At 74.5% G+C, this 21,114-nt stretch carries 17 protein-coding genes and 2 pseudogenes; 10 read left to right on the top strand and 9 right to left on the bottom strand.

Annotated elements, in window-relative coordinates; translation table 11 throughout:
• Nucleotides 1-6 precede the first annotated feature (6 nt).
• Together UK82_RS18120 and UK82_RS18115 are read right to left on the bottom strand one after the other, a co-directional pair.
• Nucleotides 7-798, bottom strand: a complete 792-nt coding sequence (locus UK82_RS18120) for an endonuclease/exonuclease/phosphatase family protein (protein ID WP_044888308.1) — start codon at nt 796-798, stop codon at nt 7-9.
• A 110-nt stretch (nt 799-908) separates the two neighbouring features.
• On the bottom strand, nt 909-2,489 hold the full coding sequence (locus tag UK82_RS18115; protein WP_044888309.1) for a helix-turn-helix domain-containing protein: 1,581 nt from the start codon (nt 2,487-2,489) through the stop codon (nt 909-911).
• Nucleotides 2,490-2,589: 100 nt separating this feature from the next.
• Between UK82_RS18115 and UK82_RS18110 the strand changes: the two genes are divergently transcribed.
• The 3 genes from UK82_RS18110 (at nt 2,590) to UK82_RS18100 (ending at nt 5,952) form a co-directional block, all read left to right on the top strand.
• The gene (locus UK82_RS18110) at nt 2,590-2,961 is read left to right on the top strand and encodes a hypothetical protein (protein WP_044888310.1); all 372 of its coding nucleotides are present in this window, start codon (nt 2,590-2,592) and stop codon (nt 2,959-2,961) included.
• A gap of 298 nt (nt 2,962-3,259) precedes the next feature.
• On the top strand, nt 3,260-4,561 hold the full coding sequence (locus UK82_RS18105; protein ID WP_044885324.1) for a pitrilysin family protein: 1,302 nt from the start codon (nt 3,260-3,262) through the stop codon (nt 4,559-4,561).
• The gene (locus UK82_RS18100; RefSeq protein ID WP_044885325.1) at nt 4,558-5,952 is read left to right on the top strand and encodes a pitrilysin family protein; all 1,395 of its coding nucleotides are present in this window, start codon (nt 4,558-4,560) and stop codon (nt 5,950-5,952) included. The genes UK82_RS18105 and UK82_RS18100 overlap by 4 nt, the downstream gene beginning before the upstream one ends.
• Before the next feature lie 79 nt (nt 5,953-6,031).
• Here the strand turns inward: UK82_RS18100 and UK82_RS30730 are convergent, their stop codons facing one another.
• Together UK82_RS30730 and UK82_RS18090 are read right to left on the bottom strand one after the other, a co-directional pair.
• A complete protein-coding gene (locus UK82_RS30730) occupies nt 6,032-7,555 on the bottom strand; it encodes a GAF and ANTAR domain-containing protein (protein WP_396230589.1) in 1,524 nt (507 codons plus the stop codon).
• Nucleotides 7,556-7,743: 188 nt separating this feature from the next.
• On the bottom strand, nt 7,744-7,983 hold the full coding sequence (locus UK82_RS18090; protein ID WP_044885326.1) for a mycoredoxin: 240 nt from the start codon (nt 7,981-7,983) through the stop codon (nt 7,744-7,746).
• Between the two features lie 159 nt (nt 7,984-8,142).
• Here UK82_RS18090 and UK82_RS18085 point away from each other — a divergent pair.
• The 4 genes from UK82_RS18085 to UK82_RS18070 form a co-directional block, all read left to right on the top strand.
• Nucleotides 8,143-10,316, top strand: a 2,174-nt coding sequence (locus tag UK82_RS18085; protein ID WP_236706083.1) for an ATP-dependent DNA helicase UvrD2, incomplete at its 5' end; no start/stop codon positions are given.
• A 45-nt stretch (nt 10,317-10,361) separates the two neighbouring features.
• On the top strand, nt 10,362-10,976 hold the full coding sequence (locus UK82_RS18080; protein WP_236706082.1) for a glycerate kinase: 615 nt from the start codon (nt 10,362-10,364) through the stop codon (nt 10,974-10,976).
• Nucleotides 10,977-11,082: 106 nt separating this feature from the next.
• A complete protein-coding gene (locus tag UK82_RS18075; RefSeq protein ID WP_173402707.1) occupies nt 11,083-11,370 on the top strand; it encodes a WhiB family transcriptional regulator in 288 nt (95 codons plus the stop codon).
• A gap of 127 nt (nt 11,371-11,497) precedes the next feature.
• Complete coding sequence (locus UK82_RS18070; RefSeq protein WP_236706081.1) at nt 11,498-13,027, top strand: alkaline phosphatase family protein; 1,530 nt, start codon at nt 11,498-11,500, stop codon at nt 13,025-13,027.
• A gap of 576 nt (nt 13,028-13,603) precedes the next feature.
• On the opposite strand, the pseudogene UK82_RS18065 reads toward UK82_RS18070, so the two are convergent.
• The 3 genes and pseudogenes from UK82_RS18065 to UK82_RS18055 all read right to left on the bottom strand — a co-directional run.
• A pseudogene (locus UK82_RS18065) lies at nt 13,604-15,074 on the bottom strand (ABC1 kinase family protein); the annotation flags it as partial.
• Nucleotides 15,075-15,195: 121 nt separating this feature from the next.
• Nucleotides 15,196-16,434 carry a ThiF family adenylyltransferase gene (locus tag UK82_RS18060; protein ID WP_044885330.1) on the bottom strand — a complete coding sequence of 413 codons (1,239 nt, stop codon included), beginning with the start codon at nt 16,432-16,434 and terminating at the stop codon, nt 15,196-15,198.
• A gap of 254 nt (nt 16,435-16,688) precedes the next feature.
• The gene (locus UK82_RS18055) at nt 16,689-18,119 is read right to left on the bottom strand and encodes a zinc-dependent metalloprotease (protein WP_055408292.1); all 1,431 of its coding nucleotides are present in this window, start codon (nt 18,117-18,119) and stop codon (nt 16,689-16,691) included.
• Between the two features lie 223 nt (nt 18,120-18,342).
• On the opposite strand from UK82_RS18055, the gene UK82_RS18050 reads away from it, so the two are divergent.
• The 3 genes from UK82_RS18050 (at nt 18,343) to UK82_RS18040 (ending at nt 20,429) form a co-directional block, all read left to right on the top strand.
• Nucleotides 18,343-18,840 (top strand): molybdenum cofactor biosynthesis protein MoaE, encoded by a 498-nt coding sequence (locus tag UK82_RS18050; protein WP_370657216.1) that lies wholly within the window; start codon nt 18,343-18,345, stop codon nt 18,838-18,840.
• Nucleotides 18,841-18,899: 59 nt separating this feature from the next.
• Nucleotides 18,900-19,298, top strand: coding sequence for a hypothetical protein (locus UK82_RS18045; RefSeq protein WP_044885332.1), 399 nt, complete (start codon nt 18,900-18,902; stop codon nt 19,296-19,298).
• A 90-nt stretch (nt 19,299-19,388) separates the two neighbouring features.
• A complete protein-coding gene (locus tag UK82_RS18040; protein WP_044885333.1) occupies nt 19,389-20,429 on the top strand; it encodes a PDZ domain-containing protein in 1,041 nt (346 codons plus the stop codon).
• 107 nt (nt 20,430-20,536) lie between these two features.
• Here UK82_RS18040 and UK82_RS38450 read toward each other — a convergent pair.
• Nucleotides 20,537-20,834, bottom strand: a pseudogene (locus UK82_RS38450) (PPA1309 family protein); the annotation flags it as partial.
• Between the two features lies 1 nt (nt 20,835).
• Nucleotides 20,836-21,043: PPA1309 family protein (locus UK82_RS38445; RefSeq protein ID WP_236706080.1), on the bottom strand; the 208-nt coding region annotated here is incomplete at its 3' end.
• Nucleotides 21,044-21,114: the final 71 nt, after the last annotated feature.

The raw sequence follows: 21,114 nt of genomic DNA, 5'->3' as shown, positions 1-21,114 counted from the left end.
GCCGAGTCAGACCGGCTGGTCGCTCAGATCGACGAGCAGGGCCCGGTGATCGGAGATCTCCGCGCGCCGGCACAGGACGGCGGTGACGTCGCCCACCGGCCCGCGGGCCAGCACGTGATCGAGCTGGACGCGGGGGGCGTGCGCGGGATAGGTCGGGGTGACCGCCAGCCGTCGCCAGCGGGTCAGCGCCGCCGGCAGGCGTCCCGGCAGATTGAGATCCCCGAGCACGATCAGGGGACCGTCGAGGTCGGCGAGGCGCCGGGACAGCCGCAGCAACTGCAGCGCGTTCCACCCCGGCACGAACGACAGATGCGTGGTGACGACGGTGAGCGGTCCGCCGGGCGCGTCGATCCGGGCGGCGAGGGCGACCCGCGGCTCGTCGTCCAGCAGGATGAGGCGTCCCGGTCCTTTCGGGCCACCCGGAATCGCGATGGGGGAGCGGACAGGGGCCCGGCCGAGGCCGATCACCCGCCACTCGTGGACCGGCAGCAGGCTGATCAGTGCGATGCCGTACGCCGGCTCGCCGGAGCCGCGGGCTCCCTGCGCGGGCCGCCAGCCGGCCCCCGGCGTACCGAATACGGTCGGGGCGAACCGCCAGTTCCCATCGGCGGCACCGACCGCCGCCGCCGCCTCGGCGGCCAGGTCGATCCCGCCGGATCGAGGCTGGTCGAGATCGACCTCCTGCAGACCGAGCACGTCCGCGCCCAGCCCGGCGACGGCGGCGGCGAAACGGTGCGGTTCGACCCGCCCGTCGGGGAGGGACAGGCCGTGCATCACGTTGAAGGAGCCCAGCCGCACGCCTGGACCGTACCGGATCGGACGGTCCCGGACTCCCCTGGCGGCGCGGTGGCGCCGGGCGCGGGAGCGCGGTGGCGCCGGGCCTCGCCGCCGGCAGTGCGCGCCCGGTGTCAGCGCCTGGCCGTGGCGCCCGCCGAGGGGTCCGACCGGCTCGGCTCGGCCAGCCCGTCCCCATCGTCCGGACCACCCGTCCGGCCTGCGCCGCCCGCCCCGGCCCCACCGTTCGAACCGGCTCCACCGCTCGGACCGGGCGTCGATTCGACGCGGGTGGCGGTGGCGCCGGCGCGCAGCACCAGCTCCAGGTCAAAGCGGACGTCGGGATCCTCCAGGCACGGCCCGAACAGTTCGCGGAGCTGGTTGACCCGGTACCGGACGGTCTGCGGGTGGATGTGCAGCCGTTCGGCGATCAGCCCGCGCTGCCCCCGCAGCGACAGCCAGTGCAGCAGGGTCTCGGCCAGCCGTTCCCGGGTCCGGCTCGGCAGGCCGTCGAGGGGAGCGAGCAGCCGGGTCGCCAGATCCGTCACGAGACCCGGGTCGCGGGCGAGCACCAGCGCGCTGAGGTGCTCGTCGGTGAACAGCGGGTCGGCGGCGCCCGCGGCGGCGAGCCGGCCGGCGCTGCGGGCGTCGCGGGCGAAGCGGGCCCGGGCGGCGCTCGCCTTGGCCTGGCCCCAGGGCACCGCCGGTCCCACCACCGCGGCCAGGCCCGCCAGCCGCTTCGCCAGGGCCGCCCGCGCCGGACCGCGTTCCGCCGAGCCCACGAACAGCCAGGTGTCCTGGCCCTGCACGGCCCGTGGGCAGTCCGCGGGCAGCATGAACGGCTCGGCGCGGCCGAGCGCGGGCGCCGCCGGCGCGGACTCGGCCCGGGCGGGCACCGCCGGGATGAACCCGCCCGGGACGAAACCACCCGGGACGGATCCGGCTGGGACGGATCCGCCAGGGACAAGTCCGGCTGTGACGAACCCGCCCGAACCGAACCCACCCGCAACGGATCCGGCTGGGACGAATTCGGCCGGGACGGGCCCAGTCACCAGGAGCCCCGCCGGGACGGACGCGGTCGGCTCGCGCCCGGCCGCCGGCTGCGGATCGGGCCGGGCCGGGATCAGGACCGCGGCCAGCCGGCGGGGCAGCCGCACGCTGGCCGCGTCGGCGACCTGGGCGACGGCGTCCGCGGGAGCGCCGGTGAGCAGCATCTCGCCGATGCGGTCGAGTAGCCGCTCCCGCTCGCCGCCCGCCGCGAACTGCTCGGCGGCGTAGCCCTCGGCGGAGGCCGCGGAGATCCCGTCGATGTAGGCGAACATCATCTCGGCCAGGGACACCAGGCCCGCCGCGTCGACGCCGCCGTGGCGCACCGCGGCCTCCCCGAAGCGCCGCCAGGACACCCGGGCGCCGACTCGGTAGGCGCTGAGGAGGTTGTCCAGCGACCGCCCGGAGTGGACCTCGCCCCGGCCGAGCCGGACGTACACCTCGCGGCTGGCGGCGAGGTCCGGGGCGCAGTGCGGGCCGGCCTCGACCACGGTGAGGAAGCGGTGCAGGGCCTCGGCGACCCCGCGGCGCACGCCGCGACCGAACCGGCCCTCCAACGGGCGGGCGTAGGCGGGCACCTCGCGGGCGATCGCCGCCATGATCTCCTCGCCCAGCGAGTCAACTTCCGCGGCGAGGCTCTCGGGTAGACCGGCCGGAAACTGTCCCATGGGGATAGTTTGCCGATTGGTGGTCGCCATTTCCCGCACCTCGTCACCCGAGCCGGGTCGCTCGTGGTCGTCGATCGTCCCCAGCCGGCAGAATCGGCCCGTGGACGCTCTGACCGGCATCATCAGCGCTCTGATTACTGGCGTGATCATAGGGTTGCTGGGGCGGGCCGTCGTTCCCCGGTCCCGGCGTGCCCCCATCGGCTGTGTGATGACCATCCTGCTGGGTCTGCTCGGCGCGGCCCTCGGGCTGGTGGTGGCCGCGGCGATCGACGCCGGTGCCCCGGTGACCCTGCTCCTGCAGGTCGCGATCGCCGCCACGCTGGTCTTTCTGGTCTCCGCGGCCGGCGCGCCCGGCCGGGCGGCGGGTTCGGCCGCCCGGCGCCGCGGCGACCCGGGCCGCGACCGCGGAGCCTCGCGGTCGGGCGGTCGGCGCCGCGCGCGCGATCGCCGGGGCGCGGCGCGAGGGTGGTGAGCGCCGGGCGGCGAACGGCCCGGTCGGCGCCCGGCGTGGCCGCACAGCCGCTCGTGGGCCGCCGGCCGGGTGCCCGGATGCGGGCCTCCGTAGGTGGGACCGCCCGGCACCGGCGGCGTACCCCGGCCCGCGTGGGCTTCGACGATCGCCTCACCCCGCCGTCGTGCGCCTCGGAATGCGCCGGCGGAGGGCGCAAAGCCGGCCGGTGGCCTTCTTCGCCACCGGGCCGGGCCGGCGGGCAGTAGCGTTGGCAACTGTGTCCTCGCCTAGAGAACCCGGTCCGGTCGGCGCCGCCGCGGTGAGGTCGGCCCTGCCGGCATCCTCCTATCCGATCGAGCGGACTCGGCTCGACAACGGCCTGCGGGTCCTGCTCGCTCCCGACCGCACGGCGCCGGTGGTGGCCGTCTCCGTGCACTACGACGTGGGCTTCCGGTCCGAGCCCGAAGGCCGCACCGGTTTCGCTCACCTGTTCGAGCACCTGATGTTCCAGGGCAGCGCGAACGTGGGGAAGGCGGAACATCCCAAGCACGTCCAGGCCGCCGGTGGAATCTTCAACGGCTCCACGCACCCCGACTACACGGACTATTTCGAGCTGCTGCCGGCCGGGGCGCTCGAACTGGCCCTGTTCCTCGAGGCGGACCGGATGCGGGCGCCCAAGATCACCCGGCAGAACCTCGACAACCAGATCGCCGTGGTGCAGGAGGAGATCCGGGTCAACGTCCTCAACCGGCCGTACGGCGGATTTCCCTGGATCAAACTGCCGCCGGTGGCGTTCGACACCTTTCCCAACGCGCACAACGGCTACGGGGATTTCTCCGAGTTGGCGGCGGCCAGCCTCGACGACGCGGAGGACTTCTTCGACAAGTACTACGCCCCCGGTAACGCCGTGCTCACCATCGTCGGCGACTTCGACTCCGGCGAGGCGCTGACCTTCGTCAACCGGTACTTCGGCGACATCCCCGCCCGCGCGGTGCCGCCGCGGGCGAGCTTCGCGGAGCCGGTGCCCGCGGCGGAGCGCCGGGCGGTCCTCACCGACCCGCTCGCTCCCCGCGCGGCGCTCGCGGTCGGCTACCGCGTCCCCGACCCGATCGCCGACCTGCCCGCCTACCTCGCCTACTACCTGCTGACCGAGGTGCTCAGCGACGGCGATGCCAGCCGTCTGGAGCGCCGTCTGGTCCAGAAGGACCGCTCGGTGATCGGGGTCAGCACCTACCTGGGCGCGTTCGGCAATCCGTTCGACCAGCGCGACCCGCTGTTGCTCACTCTGGAGGCCCGCCAGTCCGAGGAGTCCAGCGCCGACGTGGTCCTCGCGGCCGTCGACGAGGAGCTCGCCCGGCTCGCGGGGGACGGACTGGAGGACGGCGAGCTGGAGCGGGTGCAGGCCCGGGTGGCCTCCTCGCTGCTGCGCGAGGCCGACGACGCCCTCGGCCGTGGGCTGGCCATGGCCGTGCACGAGCTGCACCGCGGCCGGCCCGAGCTGGTGAACGAACTGCCGGCGGAGCTGTCGGCCGTCACCGGCGCGGCGGTCGCCGCCGCCGCCGGTTCCCTGCTCGACCAGGGCCGTTCGGTCCTGGAGCTGCATGCCGGCGCCGCCTCATGATCGGGAGTGCTGTGACCTCGACATCGACGAACTCCGCGCGTTCGGCGCCGCCGGCGGCCACCGCCACCCCGGCCGCCCCGGCGGGCGTGATCCCCGCCGTCCGGCCGACCGAGCCGGCGGCGCTGCCCGCCGTCACCGACCGCACCCTCGCCAACGGCCTGCGGGTGCTGGTGGTGCAGCGGGGCAGCGTGCCGATCGTCGAGGTGCGGCTGCGCATCCCGTTCGCCGGGCGCGGGCCCGTGTACCAGGCCCGCGCCGAGGTGCTGGCGGAGACCCTGTTCACCGGGTCGCGGCGGCTCAACCGGGTGGGGCTCGCCACGGAGGTCCAGCGCCTCGGCGGCTCGCTGTCGACGGGGGTCGACAGCGACCGGCTCGCCGTCGTCGGCTCCGCGCTCGCGGCGAACCTCGAGCCGCTGCTGGAGATCATGGCCGACGTGCTGCTCGGCGCCACCTTTCCCGACGACGAGGTCGCCGGCGAGCGCGACCGGATCGTCGAGGACACCGCGGTCGCCCGTAGCCAGCCCGCCGTGATCGCCCGCGAGGCCCTGCTCGAGCGGCTGTTCGGCGACCACCCCTACGCCACCGCCATCCCCGACCCGGACGTGGTCGGGCAGGTCGGCGCGGCGGACGTGCGCGGCCTGCACGCCGAACGGGTCTCGCCGGCGGGGGCCATCCTCACCCTCGTCGGCGACGTGTCGCCCGAGCGGGCGCTGGCGGCGGTCACCGCGGCGCTCGGGGACTGGTCGGGGCGGCCCGCGTCGAGCGCACCGCCGCTACCCGAGCTGCACCGCGGCCCGATCGTCATCGTGGACCGCCCCGGCGCGGTGCAGACGAACATCCGCCTCGGCGGGGCAGCCCTGGACCGGTCCGCCCCCGGTTACCCGGCGCAGCGGCTGGCCAGCACGATCTTCGGTGGGTACTTCAGCTCCCGGCTGGTCAACAACATCCGCGAGGACAAGGGCTACACGTACTCGCCGCGCAGCTCGATCGACCACTACCAGGTCGGATCGCGCTTCACCGTCGCCGCGGACGTCGCCACCGAGGTGACCGGCCCGGCCCTGCTGGAGATCCTCTACGAGCTCGGGCGGCTGGCGGTGCTCCCGCCGACGCAGGACGAGCTCGACGCGGCCCGCCAGTACGCCGTCGGCACGCTCGCCATCGGCAGCGCCACCGCCGCGGGGCTCGCCTCGACGCTGTCCGCGCTGGCCGGCGTCGGCATCGGCGTGGAGTACCTGCGCGACCACCCGCGGGCGCTGGCCGAGGTGACGGCCGCCGACGTTCAGGCCGTCGCGGCCGACCTGCTGGCGCCCACCGGACTGATCACGGTGCTCGTCGGCGACAAGGCCAAGATCGTCCGGGCGGTGGGGGCCCTCGGGCTGATCGAGTCCTGACGCGGTTCGCCGAGCCCCGGTCGGGCGAGGCGCGCCAGCCTGCCGGGCGGCGCTGAGCGCTCGCCCGACCGGCGTCGCGTCAGCGCCGGCCGGAGGTGGACCGCGGCGGCGTCGGGCGAGGCGCGCCCCCGCCCGACCCCGGTCCCGGCGTCGCGCCCGCGGGGCCCCCGCCACCATGCCCCGGACCGCCGCCGCCAGGACCGCCGCCGGCCGGGCCCCGGCCACCGAGCTCGCCCGGAAGCACCGCTCGCGGGTCGCCGACCGAATCGACGACCTGTCGGGCCAGGTCATGGACGCGACGGCCCATGCCTCGGGCCGTGCGCCGCAACCTCTCGAACGCCTCCCGCGGCCGGATCTGATTGCGTTCCGCCAGCACGCCGATGGCCTGTTCGACGATCACCCGGGACGCCAGGGCGTGCTCGAGCTGGACGACGGACAGCCGGAGCTGCTCGATCTCCCCAAGGTCACGCTCCGCTCGGCGTGGGCGGCCGGGTGGGGCGAGGTCCTCGGCCAGCAGGTCGGCGAGAACCATCGCGGAGATGAGATCACCGACCGGGCGGACCTCCGCCCCCGGACCCTCCACGACCCAACCGGCGGGCGTCCGCCGCAGCCGCATGTCCGCGGTCGAACGCCGGGAGACGGCCGGAGCGGGTTTGGCGGCACCGGTCCCCGCGGCACCGGTCCCCGCGGCGCCGGTCCCCGCCGGGCCGGTGCCGCCGCCGGGCGCGGGCGGCGGAGCCGGTCGCGGCGGACCGGCCCGGCCGGGCGGTCCGGGGCGGACCCCCCGCGCGAGGGCCTGGGGCGTCGGCACCCGGCCAGGTGGCCGCGGGGGGGTCGGTGGGACCGCGGCGGGCTCCGGCCCGTCCACGGGCCCCGGCGGCGCACTCCCGGGCGGTCGGGAGGTGCCGGCCGGTGGCGGCGGGGACGTCGCGGCAGGACCGTGAGCCCCTTGCTCGCCCGCCGGCCCCTCGGCGCCTCTCGGCCCCTCGGCGTGCGTCGGCCCCTCGGCGTGCGTCGGCCCCTCGGCGTGCGTCGGCCCCTCGCCGCCTGGTGACCCTTCGCCGCTGGGTGCTGCGGCTGTGCTGGGTGCCGCGGCACCGGGCCGGGCCGCAGGTGCCGCCTGGGCCGGACGTTCCTCGTCCGGTGTGCCGACCAAGGCGTGGTCGCCGGAGCCGCCGGCCTCCCGGGAGTGATCGCCGGGCCGCGGTCCGTTGGGCGAGACGGCCGGCGGGGGTGGCGAGGGGATGTCGCCCGTGGCCGCGAGGGCGTCCGCGATTGCCCGGACCAGGGCCAGTGTGTCGGCTGACACGCTCACCTCACCGTGGTCCAGACCGACGAGAAAACCGAGTAGTCGGCCGTCCGTGGGGATCACCGGCATCGCGAGATAGCTGTGCACCCCCAGTTGGCGATGCTCGGCCGTGTCGGCCGCGGGATGCCCCGGGCCGACTCCGGTCGCCGCCGCGGGCGCACCGTCGAGCATGCGGGCGATGACGCTGTCCGCCCGGGGATAGTGGGTTCCCTCGCCGAGATCGGCGAAGGTTCCGGTCACACGGAGATAGCTCGCAGTCGTCGCAGATACCACGACGAAACAGGCTGTCTCCATCCGGTCCAGGGCGCGAACGGCCCGCAGCGCGGCATCGACGGTGCTCCACGCCTGTTCTGAAGGTGCTGACGACACAGGCCGAACTCTCCCACAAACTTCACGGGCAGTGACGGACACCGTCCCACGAGCCGGCCGCGTGTGCGGTGGGAAGGTAAGAAATCCCGGGATGTCGTTGCTCTACGTATCCGTTATGCGGCAGAAGTGACCTTCTCAGTGACCTGGCGGACGCTAGGGTTCGTCATCACAGTGCCATCGGGAAAGAGCACGGTCGGTACGGTCGCGTTCCCGTTGTTCGCATCGCGGACAAGTTGCTCTGCTGTCGGGTCGTTCTCGATATCAACGGTCCTGTACTCCAGCCCGGCGCGGTCGAGTTGGCTCTTCAGCCGAACGCAGTAGCCGCACCAGGAAGTCGTGTAGATCGTGAGCACGAAAGGGCCTCCAAGCCACTGGGACGCAACGGTCGGTGTAACAGCGTCGTGCCTGCGACGCTTCCCGGCGCGGGTGGGGACTACCGTGTCGGGGGATGTCCGGATCGCCTGGCCCCGCCGCGCGGGCCGCCGCCTCCCCCGGGGCCGGGGACCTGCTGNCCCAGCTCGATCCCGAGCAACGGGCCGCGGCCGACGCCCCCCTGGGACCGGTCTGCATCCTCGCCGGTGCTGGTACGGGCAAGACGCGCACCATCACGCACAGAATCGCCCACATGGTCGTGGACCGGGGGGTTGGCCCCGGCCAGATCCTCGCCGTGAGCTTCACGACCAGGGCGGCGGGGGAGCTGCGCGGCCGGTTGCGGGCCATGGGCGTGCCCGGTGTGCAGGCACGCACGTTCCATTCGGCGGCCCTGCGGCAGTTGCAGCACTTCTGGCCGGCCGTGGCCGGCGGACCGCTGCCCCGACTCGAGTCCAGCAAGATTCCCAACATGGTGCGCGCCGCGGGGCGCCTGCGGCTGAGCCCGGACCGCGCCGAGCTGCGGGACCTGACCGCCGAGGTCGAGTGGGCCAAGGCCAGCCTCGTCGCGCCCGCGGACTACGCCCGGCTGGCGGCGGCCGGTGGCCGGGAGACCGCCACCCCGGCGCAGACCGTCGCCCGGCTTTACGCCGCGTACGAGGAGGTCAAGCGGGAGGCCGGCGTCGTCGACATGGAGGATCTGCTGCTGCTCACCGCGGCCATGATCGAGGAGCACGACTGGGTCGCCACCGAGGTCCGCTCCCGGTACCGCCACCTCGTCGTCGACGAGTACCAGGATGTCAACGCGTTGCAGCAGCGCGTGCTCGAGGCCTGGCTCGGCGAGCGCGACAGCCTCTGCGTCGTCGGTGATCCGCACCAGACCATCTACTCGTTCGCCGGTGCTTCGCCTCGCTACCTGCTCGACTTCCCCCGCCGCCACCCGGACGCGGCGGTCGTCCGGCTCGTGCGGGACTACCGGTCGACCCCGCAGGTCGTGGGGCTGGCGAACCGGCTCGTGCAGGCCGCGCCCGGCACGAGGCTCGTCGCCGCGGCGCCCGACGGCCCGCCGCCGGTCTGGCTGGAGTGCGACAGCGAGGCGGACGAGGCCGCCGCCGTCGCCAGCCGCATCCGCACGCTGATCGCCCGCGGGACGCCGGCCAGCCGCATCGCCGTGCTGTACCGGATCAACGCCCAGTCCGAGGCCTACGAGGCCGCGATCGGCGCGGCCGGCGTCGCCTACCTCGTCCGCGGCGGCGAGAAGTTCTTCGCCCGGACCGAGGTGGTCGCGGCGCTGCGGCTGTTGCGGGCCGCCCTGCGCTCGGCCGACACCGACCGGCCCGCCGGGCTCGCCGACACCGTCGCGGACATCCTCGGCGCGTTGCACTGGCGGGCGGATCGGCCGTCGGCCGGGTCCGGCGCGGAGCGGGAGCAGTGGGAGAACCTCGCCGCCCTGCACCGCCTCGCCGTCGACCTCGCCGCCCGTTCCCCGCAGGCGGGCCTCGCCGAGTTCGTCGCCGAGCTCGGCGATCGCGTCACCCACGAGCACCAGCCCACCGTGGAGGGGGTGACGCTGTCCACGCTGCACGCCGCGAAGGGCCTGGAATGGGACGCGGTGTTCCTCGTGGGGCTGACCGACGGCACGCTGCCGCTCGTCCACGCGAAGACCGCCGAGCAGATCGCCGAGGAACGCCGCCTGCTCTACGTGGGCGTGACGCGGGCCCGTACTCACCTCGTGTTGTCCTGGGCCTTGGCCCGTGCCGACGGCCGGCGCTCGCGGCGCCCGTCCCGCTTCCTCGACGATCTGCGGCCGGCGCGCCGTGGCCTCGTCCCGGCCGCCGGCGGGCGGGGTGGCCCCGGGGCCGGCGGACTGAAGGGGCCTGGCAGTCCAGCGGGGACTGGCACCACAGGGGGGGCCGGCGGCGCGGCGGGGCGCCAGGGGGCGACGGAGGAGACCGGCGCCGGCGGCGGGCCGGGCCGGGGACGCTCGGCGGTGCGCTGCCGGGTCTGCGGGCGGGCCCTGACCGGCGCCCAGGCCAGGATCGGGCGCTGCGAGGGCTGCCCCGGCGACGTCGACGCGGCGCTGTACGAGCGGCTGCGGGCGTGGCGCGCGGCCACCGCGCGGGAGCTGCACATGCCCGTCTTTGTGATCTTCACCGACGCGACTCTGCAGGCGCTCGCCGAATGCCGGCCGCGCTCGGTCCCGGAGCTCGTCCGGATCCCCGGGATCGGCCAGGCCAAGCTCGACCGCTACGGGCAGGCGGTGCTCGACCTCGTCGCCGGGCGCACCCCGCCGACGCCCACACACGAGCCCTCGTAACTGCGGGTGTCCGACACGCGACACAGAAAATACGTTGAGGTTCGCGTGGCGACCTTCTACCGTTACCCACGACGCCCGACGCAGGCCCTGGAACGGCTGCGCTCCATGGCTTCCCGAGAAGGAGGTGATCTCGCTGTGCTCAGCATCGTGATGGACCAGGCCGGCACCGAGATCGCCCGTCCCCGGGGATATCGGCCCGGCCCGTCGGCCAGCGGTGCCGTCGAGCCCGTGCCGGCCGTCGTCGAGGCGTCCGTCGTCGAGGCGTCCGTCGTTCTCGGCCAAGCCGCCCCCGGTAAAGCCGCCCTCGGCAGCCCAGCTCTCGGCCTAGGTGTTCTCGGCGCGGTCGGCCGTCTCGGCCGGTCCGGCGTGGTCAGCACGGTCGGCGCCCTCTTCGTGGCGGACGTCCGTGTGCTGGCGGCCTGCCATGGCACCGAGGCCCAGGGGACGGGTGCGCCCGCCGCCGGCGTCTCGGGCACGGTCCTCGGCCTGGGCGGGTTCACCGCGATCGCCGATCGTCCGGCCGGCGAGCCGACGCGTCGGCTCGCCATGTCCGGGAACCCGGCGTCGTCCTGGAACACGGCCTCCGCCGCGGCCCAGGCGTCCGAGCACGCAGACCGTCACCTCATCTCGGGATCCGCTCGCGATCCGCTCCCGGACTAGTTCCGCGGAGCCGACGCCGAGGCCGCGATCCCCATGGGGATCGCGGCCTTTGTCGTTTTGCTCCTTCTATCCGCTCGAAGACCTACCCGTGTCGGAGGTGACACCGGTGTTCGATCACTCGATCGTCTCCCGGATCGAGCGGGATCGGCTGGTCCTGCCCTGCTGGGACGTCGATCCTGAGATGTTCTTCGCTGAGTCCCCGGCGGACGTGGAGACCGCCAAGGCGGTCTGCCGTACCTGCCCGGTCCGGGTGGCGTGCCTGGCCGCGGCCCTCGACCGGGCCGAGCCGTGGGGGGTGTGGGGTGGCGAGCTGGTCGTGACCGGCACCGTCGTCCCCCGCAAGCGGCCCCGCGGCCGGCCGCGCAAGGTCCGCCCGGAGGAGGTCGCGGCCTGACGGGCGCGGCGGGCGGGACACCGGTTTGTCGGCGTCCCGCCCGCCGCCGTTGGCCGTTGATTTCTTTCAGTGCTCCCGTCGGCACCGGTACTGTTCCGGCGTGCCCAGCAGCGAGCGTGTATATCCGATGTCGACCGGAACGGGAACGGCGCCGGGGGTGGCGCCGGAACCGGTCGGGTCCGACGACCTGTCTCTCGCCGTCGCCGCCCTCACCAGCCCCGACCTGGCCGAGATCGTGGACCTCGCCGCCTGGGTGGATGCCGGCTGGCTCTACGTGGCCAACGCCGACGGCTCGGCCCGGCTGCCGGTGACCGATCCGGACGGCCCCTGGGAGGTCCGCTTCGGGCGGCATCCGCTGGCCTGCCAGGACCCGATGCACGGGGTGCCCCTGGCCGCGGCGCTGGCGGATCCGTCGCCGCCGAACGAACGCGACGCCTACCCCTTCGCCGGTCGCCGGCTGCTGTCCGCGTTCGGGGACGCGACCCGGTCGCCCGACCTGATCGTCGTGCACACCCCGCGGCACTACTGGCCCGAGCGCGGCGGGCACCTCGGCGAGCACGGCTCGCTCAACGCCGGCCAGTCCCGAGCCCCGCTGGTGCTGTCCGGCCCCGGCGTGCGCGTCCGGGGGCTGCGGCCCGGCGCGGCGCGGATCATCGACGTCGCACCCACCCTCGCCGCGCTGGCCGGCGTCACCCTGCCCGACGCCGAGGGCACGCCGCTGACCCAGCTCGCCGGTCCGGGCGCGCGCCACGTCGTCGGCCTGCTGTGGGATGGCGCGAACAGCAACGACCTGCTGCACCTAGCCCAGACCGGCGAACTGCCGAACGTCGCCCGCCTGCTGGCCGAGGGGACCGCGCTGACCGGTGGGGCGATCGCCGAGTTCCCCAGCGTGACGCTGACCAATCACACGTCGGCGCTGACCGGTGTCGGGCCGGGCCGGCACGGCATCCTCCACAACGTCTACTTCGACCGGGCCACCGGCCGCCAGGTGATCGTCAACGACGTGAAGACCTGGCACGCCGCCTGCGAGCAGCTCCGCGACGGCGTCGAGACGCTCTTCGAGGCCATCGCCCGCCAGCGCCCCGGCGCGGTCAGCGCCTGCGTGAACGAGCCCGTCGACCGGGGCGCGCACTACTCGACGTTCGGCCTGGTCCGGGCGGCCGGCAACGCCGGTGGAGCCGGCGACATGGGCGACTACCTGCCGCCGGCCGAGGGCGACCCGCACGCCAGCGCGCGCTGGGTCCAGGAGAGCTCCGACTACGCCTGGTCCACCCGGGTGGACGCGCTGGGCTTCGCCCAGGTCATCCAGCTCTGGGCGCCGGGCACTACCCCACCCGACGTCATGTGGTGGAACACCACGGTCACCGACACCGGCCATCACGGCGGCGGTCCCTACTCGGAACAGTCCCGCGCCGCGCTGCGGGACGCGGATGCCCGCCTCGGTGGCTTCCTCGATCTGCTCGCCGAGCGTGGCCTGCTGGCCGAGACCGCGATCCTGCTGACCGCCGACCACGGCTCGGAGGCGGCGGACCCGGCCTGCCGCGGCGACTGGGGCGACGCCCTGCGCGCCGCCGGGGTCCGGTTCCGCGACGAGGGCTACGGCTTCCTCTACCTCGGCGAGTCCGCTCTCGACGGTCTCACCCCGGACGCGATGTAGGTCGGTCGGGTGACCAGGCTCCGCAGAACCGCAGCTAGCGACGCTGGCGTGAGGGTCAGTCTTCGGCAGTGATCGAGTCCGAGGGCGTCTCGTCCCGGGGGATCTGGCGAGGGGGAGCTGCCCGTGCCCGGCCCGCGGCGCGACGGGGGCCGGGCGCTGCGGATGCGCCTGGGGGGTCGGTCGCGGGGGAGACGGCGGTCCTGGCGGCGCGCCGTGATGACCGGGCCGGCCGGCTCGTCTCGTCGGGTTCGGCCTGCGTGGGTACCGCGTCGGCTACGGGAATGGGCTGAGGCACCGGATCGCCGGCAGGCTTCGTGGCGCGCGTGGCCGCCGGGGCGCGTCGCGGCGCGCCGCCCTTCGTCGCCGCCTTCGTCGCCGCCTTGGTCGGTCGGTCGATCCGTTGATCGGCCCGCACCTTCGTGGCTGGCTCCGGCTTCGTGGCTGGTTCAGCCTTTGTGGCTGGTTCAGCCTTTGTGGCCGGTTCGGGCTGTGTGACCGGTTCGGGCTGTGTGACCGGTTCGGGCTTCGTGGTCCGCGCCGGCTTTGCGGCTCGCCCTGGCTTCGGGGTCTTCGCGGTCCTGGAGGTTCGGCGGGTGCGGCCGGCGGTCGGGGCCCCGGGCAGCACGACCGGGCCCGGCAGCGGCCGGATGACCCCGGCCTCGTCCCGGACCGCCAGGACGGGCAGTGTCCGGTCCGGGTGGTTGGCCTCCTCGGCGGCCAGGGCGGCCGCGGAATCGGGCTCGGCGAACCCCGGCTGCCAGCGTTCCATCTCGGCGCGGAAGTGGCCGGTGCTGCCGAGCTGGCAGAGGATCCCGATCGCGCCGAGGGTGACCCGGTGGATGAGCAGGTACGACGGCGGGAGGTTGAGCTGGCGGCCGAGCTGCGCCGCGGCGGAGCGCCAGTCGCTCAGGCGTGCCGCCTCCTTGCGCAGCCAGGCTCGGGAGAAGGTGAACTCCTGCTCGGCGATCGGCGCCAGCATCGGCGCGAGGTAGTCGAGCAGGTCGTCGGCGTCGATCTCGGCGGACGGGGGAATGAACCCCTCGTCGCGCAGGCCGGCGGCCACCGCCTCCGCGTCGCCGGCCAGGGTCTGGCGGGCCAGCCGGCCGATCGGGGCGGGAAGCCCTCCAGGCAGGCGGTTCACGGCGCCGAAGTCCAACACGCCGAGCCGGCCGTCGGGCAGCAGGCGGAAGTTCCCCGGATGAGGGTCGGCGTGCAGCAGGCCGGCGCGCCCGGGACACGAGTAGAGGAACCGCACGAGCAGCAGGCCGGCGGCGTCGCGCTGCTCGGTGGAGCCGTCGGCGATGATGGCGGACAGGGGGACCCCGTCGATCCACTCGCTGACCAGCACCCGGTCCGAGCCGGCCAGCGGGCGCGGGACGACGATGTCCGGGTCGTCGGCGTACGCCTGTGCGAAGGCCGACTGCCAGGCCGCCTCCAGCCGGTAGTCGAGCTCCTCGGTGATCCTGGCCTTGAGCTCCTCGACCAGCGGCTTGATGTCCAGCCCCGGAGTCACCGCGCTGAACAGCCGGGCCGCCCGCCCGAGCTGGGTGAGGTCGGCGACCAGGGCCGGCCCGGCCCCCGGGTACTGCACCTTGACCGCGACTGGCCGGCCATCCGACCACACCGCCCGGTGAACCTGGCCGATGCTCGCCGCCGCGGCCGGCGCGTCGTCGAACTCGACGAACAACGACCGCCAGTCCGCCCCGAGCTCCTCGGCGAGGACGCGGTGGACCACGGATGCCGGCAGCGGGGGCGCCGCCTCCTGGAGCTTGGTCAGCGCGGCCCGGTACGGCGCGGCGACCTCGTCGGGCAGGGCCGCCTCGAACACGGACAGCGCCTGGCCGAGTTTCATCGCGCCGCCCTTGAGCTCCCCGAGGACGCGGAAGATCTGCGCGGCGGTGCGCTGCTGGAGTTCGGAGGCGACGGCTTCCGCGGGACGGCCGCCGATCCGCTTGCCGACGCCGAGCGTGGCTCGGCCGGCGATTCCGATCGGAAGCGTTGCCAGTTTGGCGGTGCGGACGACGGCCCGCCGTGGGATGTCGGACACCGCTCCATCGTGCCCTGTTCCGAGGCGTGAGGGGCGCCGACCGTGGGTAGTGGTCGTGGCGATGTTGCCGCCGCCGAGCCCGGGCACCGCTGCCGGCGCGCGGGCATCCGGCACCCGGATCTCAGGCATCGGTGCCAGCCTGCACCGCTGCGGATCGGGCGGTGCGGCAGGGACAGTTGGGGTGCACCGGCCAGCTTCGCCGGCGGAGGCGCCAGTCCGGCAGGGCGAGCTCCAACGCCCCGTCCGCCGTTACCGGAAGGATCTTCGGAGTGGCGTTTGGCGTGTCGAACATCTCATCTTTGGTGCTTGCGGGTGCGTGGGGCAAGTCCGTGTTGTCGGACTGGTGAAAGCCTGGGCCAGGGTCGGGCGACGGCGGGACGGCGAGGTCCAGGAAGGCCAGCGCCTGCATGGCGGCGATCGCGGCAACGAGGCTGGCGAGGGTGATCTCGCACGGGTCGTGGCCGGCCGGGCGCGGGCGGACCAACTGCATCGCCAGCATCGGCCAGACCGGATCGCGGGCGTGCCGGTGCAGGTGCTGACAGTGCAGGCAGGCCGTTGCGGCCGGCACGACGAGCGGGCCGACGATCCCCGTCGTCTCGCGCACCCCGGCCAGCAGATGAGCGGTCCCGCGGCGTTCGAGGTCCAGGCAGGCACCGGGCGCTACGGTCGGCGGGCCGACCGGGGCCAGCACGATCAGATCCGCGTCGAAGGCATCCACCCCCGGTCCGTTGCCGCGCCCGGGGGGCGGCAGGGATGCGGAGCCGGCCGCGCCGAGACCGGGGCGCCGATCGGCCTGTCGGCGCACCCGGGTCATCGCCGTCCCCGCGGCGAGAGCCCGGGGCCGGCCGACGTCGTCCAGCCGCAGCCCGCCCGGGGACACGTCGGCGGCCGTCGTCACCTCCGCGTCGTCGACCACGACCCGGCCGACCCCGGCCGCGGCGAGCAGGGTCGAGATCTGCGCGCCGACCCGCCCGGCACCCCGCACGAGCACCCGGGCGGCGCGGCGCGCGGCGAGCACCCGGCGGGGGCGGGCCGGATCGGCGGAGCGGATCGACAACGCCGCGAGGTCGGGCGACAGGCGGTCGCGGTCGGCCGGACTCAGTGGCGTCGTGCCCGGGGCCGTTGCCGCGTCGTCGAGCAGGCCGGCCCGGCCGAGCAGGTCGAGCAGATCGCGCGCGGCCTCGCCGCCGTCGAGGCGGAGCTGTTCCAACGTGCGCCGGCCGTCGAGGGCGTCCAGCAGGGCCGCGTGCGGCGGACCGAGGTCGGTGACGAGGACGGCGCGGGCCGGGTCGATGCCGAGTTGCAGGGTGGAGCTGTTGTGCCAGAGCCGACGAAGGCCAGGCTTGAGGATCGGGCGCATGGATCCCCCGCAGGTCCGCCGGCGGCCGAAGCCACCGGACGCGGATCAGGATGACCGGCCAGCGGGCCGGTTGATCCCCACCGTGTCATGCGGGTCCGACAGAACGCGAGACCGCGCCGGCGGCTGTGGAGAGGCTGTGGACCGCCCTGTGGATCGTGCGTGGTCCGAGCGTGCCTCGTCCACACCGGCTCGGCGCCGGCTGGCCCGGCGGGGCAGGGCGCGGTCGCGTCGCCGCCGGATTCAGCGGGTCACGGTCAGCTCGCGGTGCCGGGGTCCGAGCCACCGGGGGTGTCCGGCTTGTCGGTGGGGCCGCCGGGGGACTTCCCGCCGCCCTCGGCGGGCGGCGTGTCGCGCAGCTTCTCGATCTCGCCGATCGGATCGTCCAGGACGCTGGCCGACGCGCCGGTGACGAAGCCGTCCGGCGCGGCCAGGTCGGCCGCCGTGGGCAGCAGGTCGGGATGCGCCCACACCGCGTCGCGCCCCTCCCGCCCGCGGGCCTCGGCCAGCGCCGCCCACAGCGCGGCGGCCTCGCGTAGCTTGCGCGGGCGCAGGGAGAGCCCGACCAGCGTGGAGAAGGTCTGCTCACCGGGCCCGCCCTCGGCACGCCGGCGCCGGACCATCTCGCGCAGCCGGCCGGCGGCCGGCAGATGGCCGGTGGCCGCGGCGTCGGTCACGTGGTCCACCCAGCCCTCGATGAGGGCGAGGATCAGCTCGAGGCGGGCCAGCGCCGCCTTCTGCTCGGGCGTGGTCGCGTCGTTGAACACGTCCTCGCCGAGCGCCTCGGACAACCGCTCCGGGTTCATCAGGGCGGTCGGGTCGACCATCCGCATCACCCGGCCGACGGCCTCGGTGTCCACCGCGATGCCGCGGGCGTACTCCTCGACCGCGCCGAGCACGTGGGCGCGCAACCAGGGCACATGCGCGAACAGCCTGGTGGAGGCGGCCTCCCGCAGCGCGAGGTAGATGCGCACCTCGTCCTCGGGGATCTCCAGCCCGGACCCGAACGCGGTGACCCCCGCCGGGACCAGCGCGGCCGTCCCGGCCGGCCCGAGAGGCAGGCCAACCTCGGTCGACGAGACGACCTCCGCGGCCAGGGTGCCGATCGCCTGCCCCACCTGCGCGCCGAAGAGCATGCCGCCGACCTGGTTCATCATCTGCATGATCGGTCCACCGGCCCCCATCAGGGCGCTGAGATCGACCCCGGGCGGCAGGGCGTCACGCAGCTCGCTGGGCAGCTCGACGCCACCCCCGCCGAGCTGGCTCAGCCCGCTGGAGATCCCCGTGCGCATCGCCTCGACGACCTTGGCGGCAATCGGGTCGCACAGCGTCTTCCAGACCGGCAGCGTCTTCTCGATCCACTCGACTCGCGACCAGGCGCTGGCGGTCGTCGCGCCGGCGGGCAGGGTCGTCACCGGGTCGAGCCAGACGTCGGCGATCCGCAGCGCCTCGGCGACCATGTGCTGCTGCCCCATGGGGACGCTCGACTCGCCGTCGCCCAGGGAGCGCACCGCCACCTGCCGGGCCAGCTCCCAGTTGACCGGACCGCCCTGCCAGGACAGCAGCCGCTCGAGCTCGGCGAAGAACGGCGCGCCGCCGCCGAAGGGGCCCCCGCCCCCGAAGGGGGACCGGGGCTCCTCGCCGCCGCCGCCGGAGGACGCGAAGCCGAACGGGAAGTCGCCACTCATCGGACGTGGCCTGATCGGGGAGCGGGGCGTCGCACGCGCGGTTGGGACATGAACCCACGGTAATGCGTTTTCTGGCCGCCGGGCGAAACGGAGGCCGCCCCGGCCGGTTACGGTCGTGGACGTGGACTCGACGCGTTCTCCCGCACCCGTCCCACCGACCGGTGCCTCGGCGCGCGAGACCGCCGGGGCGGGCGGGCCGTCCCCGGCGTCGGGGGAGCCGGCCGTGGACGCCGGCTCCGATCTCGGCTCTGATCTCGGCTCCGATCTCGGTTCCGACGCGGGGCACGGTACCGGGGCTCCGGCCCGCGTCGTTCTCGCGGACATTCGTGACACCCCGTTGTCGGTGGACGAGTGCATGGCCGCCGTCCTGCTCCCGGACGTGGGCGGGATTGCGCTGTTCGTGGGCACCGTTCGCGACCATGACTCCGGTCGGGGGGTGACGGACCTCGCTTACGAGGCGCATCCGCGGGCGGCCGCCGAGATCGAGCGCGTCGCCGCCGAGGTGGCGGCCGGCGCGCCGGTGCGGGCGATCGCGGTGGCCCACCGCACGGGGCACCTACGGGTGGGTGAGACCGCGGTCGTGGTGGCCGTGGGGGCGGCCCACCGGGCGGAGGCATTTGCCGCCTGTCGTCGTCTGATCGATGACATCAAGGCGCAGGTTCCGATTTGGAAACATCAGGTTTTTGAGGATGGCGCGGCTGAATGGGTAGGCGCCTGCTGAGCGGGGCACCTACGATAGAAATAAGTCATCTTCTTACTCGTCTCGACGTCGAGGCTCCCATGTGGTTCCTGTTGATCCCCCCTGTCGCCCTGCTCCTGACGGCCGTGTGGGTCGCCCTGCGCGGCCGGCCGGACCGTACCTCCGAAGCCATGATCACCATCGCGGGCTACCGGCGCAGCATGGCCGCGCTGGCCCGCCCGATACCCGCCCAGTCCGCCACGCGGACCGGTGCCGACCTCGACGAATCCGGCTACCCCGAACCGCCTCCGGACGATGACCCGTTCACCTCGAACACCCCGCTCTCCCCGAGCGAACTGGACGACCTAGCCGGCTTGGACGACCTGGACGACCTGGGTGTCGCCACCGGTGCCCAGGTGTCGCCCTTCGCCGACACCGTGCCCATCGACGTGTCGTCGCTGCGGCACCAGCCCAGGGGTCGTCCGCCCGAGACCTCCTGACCGCGCGTCGGACCTCCGGCGTCCGGGGCGAGGGTCGCCTGCCCTGGACGCCGGCCCGACCGGGTGCGGGCCGGTACATAGACTGCGTTCATGGCCCGGCGCACCCAGTCTCTCGTGGTGGCGTCGGTACTGGCGTTGGTGCTCCTGGTCGTGGGCCTGTGGATGCCGGTACCGTTCGTCACCCTGGCCCCCGGGCCGGTCACCGACACGCTCGGCGCCGTCGACGGCACCCGGCTGATCACGATCGAGGGGCACCGCACCTATCCGACCTCCGGTCGGCTCGAGCTGACCACGGTCGAGGAGACCCCGAAGCTCAATCTGGTCAGCGCCCTGCAGGACTGGATCGACGACGACCGGGCGGTCGTCCCCACCGAGCTCATCCGGCCTCGCGGCTCCAGCCAGGAGCAGGTCCAGCAGGAGAACGCCCAGGCCATGCTGGACTCGCAGGACCAGGCCACGGCGGCCGCGCTCGCCCAGCTCGGCGTCGCGGCGACGGGCCGATCGGTCGCCGTCTACACCATCCCGGACGGGTCGCCCGCCGCCGGTAAACTCGTGGCCGGCGACGTCATCACCCAGGTCGACGGGGTCGCCGTGACGACCCAGGACCAGCTACGCGCCCAGGTCGGAAAGGTCCGCCCCGGGACGGCCGTCACCATCGCCTACAAGCGGGGTGGCAAGCCGGCCACCGTCACCATCACCACCCGCCCGGCGACCGACGACCCGTCCCGGGCCATGATCGGCATCACCACGACCGAGAAGCGGACCTATCCGTTCACCGTCCGGATCCGGCTGTCGGACGTCGGCGGCCCGAGCGCCGGGCTGATGTTCGCGATGGGCATCGTGGATCTCCTCACTCCCGGGGCACTCACCGGGGGGAAGACCATCGCCGGTACCGGGACGATCACGGCGGCAGGCGAGGTCGGGCCGATCGGCGGCATTCAGCAGAAGATCCTCGGCGCGAAGGCGTCCGGGGCGTCGATCTTCCTCGTGCCGGCGGCGAACTGCGCCGACGCCCTGTCGGTGGACTCCGGCCGCGCGCCCCGCCTGGTGAAGGTCGACACCCTGGCTGGCGCCCTGAAGGCGGTGGACGCGCTGCGGACGAATCCGGCGGCGAGCGTGCCGTCCTGCTGAGCGGTCCGGCCGTCTGGACCGGCCGGGTGGTCTGGACCGGCCGGGTGGAGCGTGCGGACGGCCCCCGGGCCACGCGGGTCGCCGGCCGCCCCACCCGGCGGTCGAAGTCACTGGAACGTCGCGAGCAGCCCGTCGACGAGGTTGTCGGCCAGGTCGGGATCGACGACGAGCTCGTCGTCCCCGCGCACCCGCAGGCAGGACGCGTGCAGCCCGCTGCGGGTGACCCCGACGGCGAGCCGGACGTCCTGGCGCTCCGGGTGGTTCGCGGCCCAGTACTCGATCTCGTGGTCGGAGTACGGCGCCTCCTCCTCCGCGCTCGGCGGGAGAACGACGAGCTCGGTCACCAGCACGCAGCCCAGCACCTCAGGGGGCCACCCAATCCCGGCGAGCACCTCGTCGAGCCGGNCCACCGGCAGCGGCTCCTGCTCGACCGGGGTCAGTGAACCAGGCGGCGAATCCCCGATGTGGGGGGCCAGCGCGGGTTCCCGCGCCAGCAGATCGGCGGTGTCGGCGAGTGCGTAGACCTGGCTGGGCTGATCCCAGCCGGAGTCCGCGACGTGCCGCTCGACCTCGAGTACGACGGAGGTCAACTCCGTGATGTTCGGGCTGCTCACCAACCCATCCTCTCCGATCTCCCCTGAGTGCCTGGCGTAGGTTGCCGTACTGGGGCAGTACACGCCCCTCG

Source organism: Frankia sp. ACN1ag, from assembly GCF_001414035.1.
GTDB classification, from domain to species: domain Bacteria; phylum Actinomycetota; class Actinomycetes; order Frankiales; family Frankiaceae; genus Frankia; species Frankia torreyi.
This window is presented reverse-complemented; position numbering and strand designations above follow the sequence as displayed.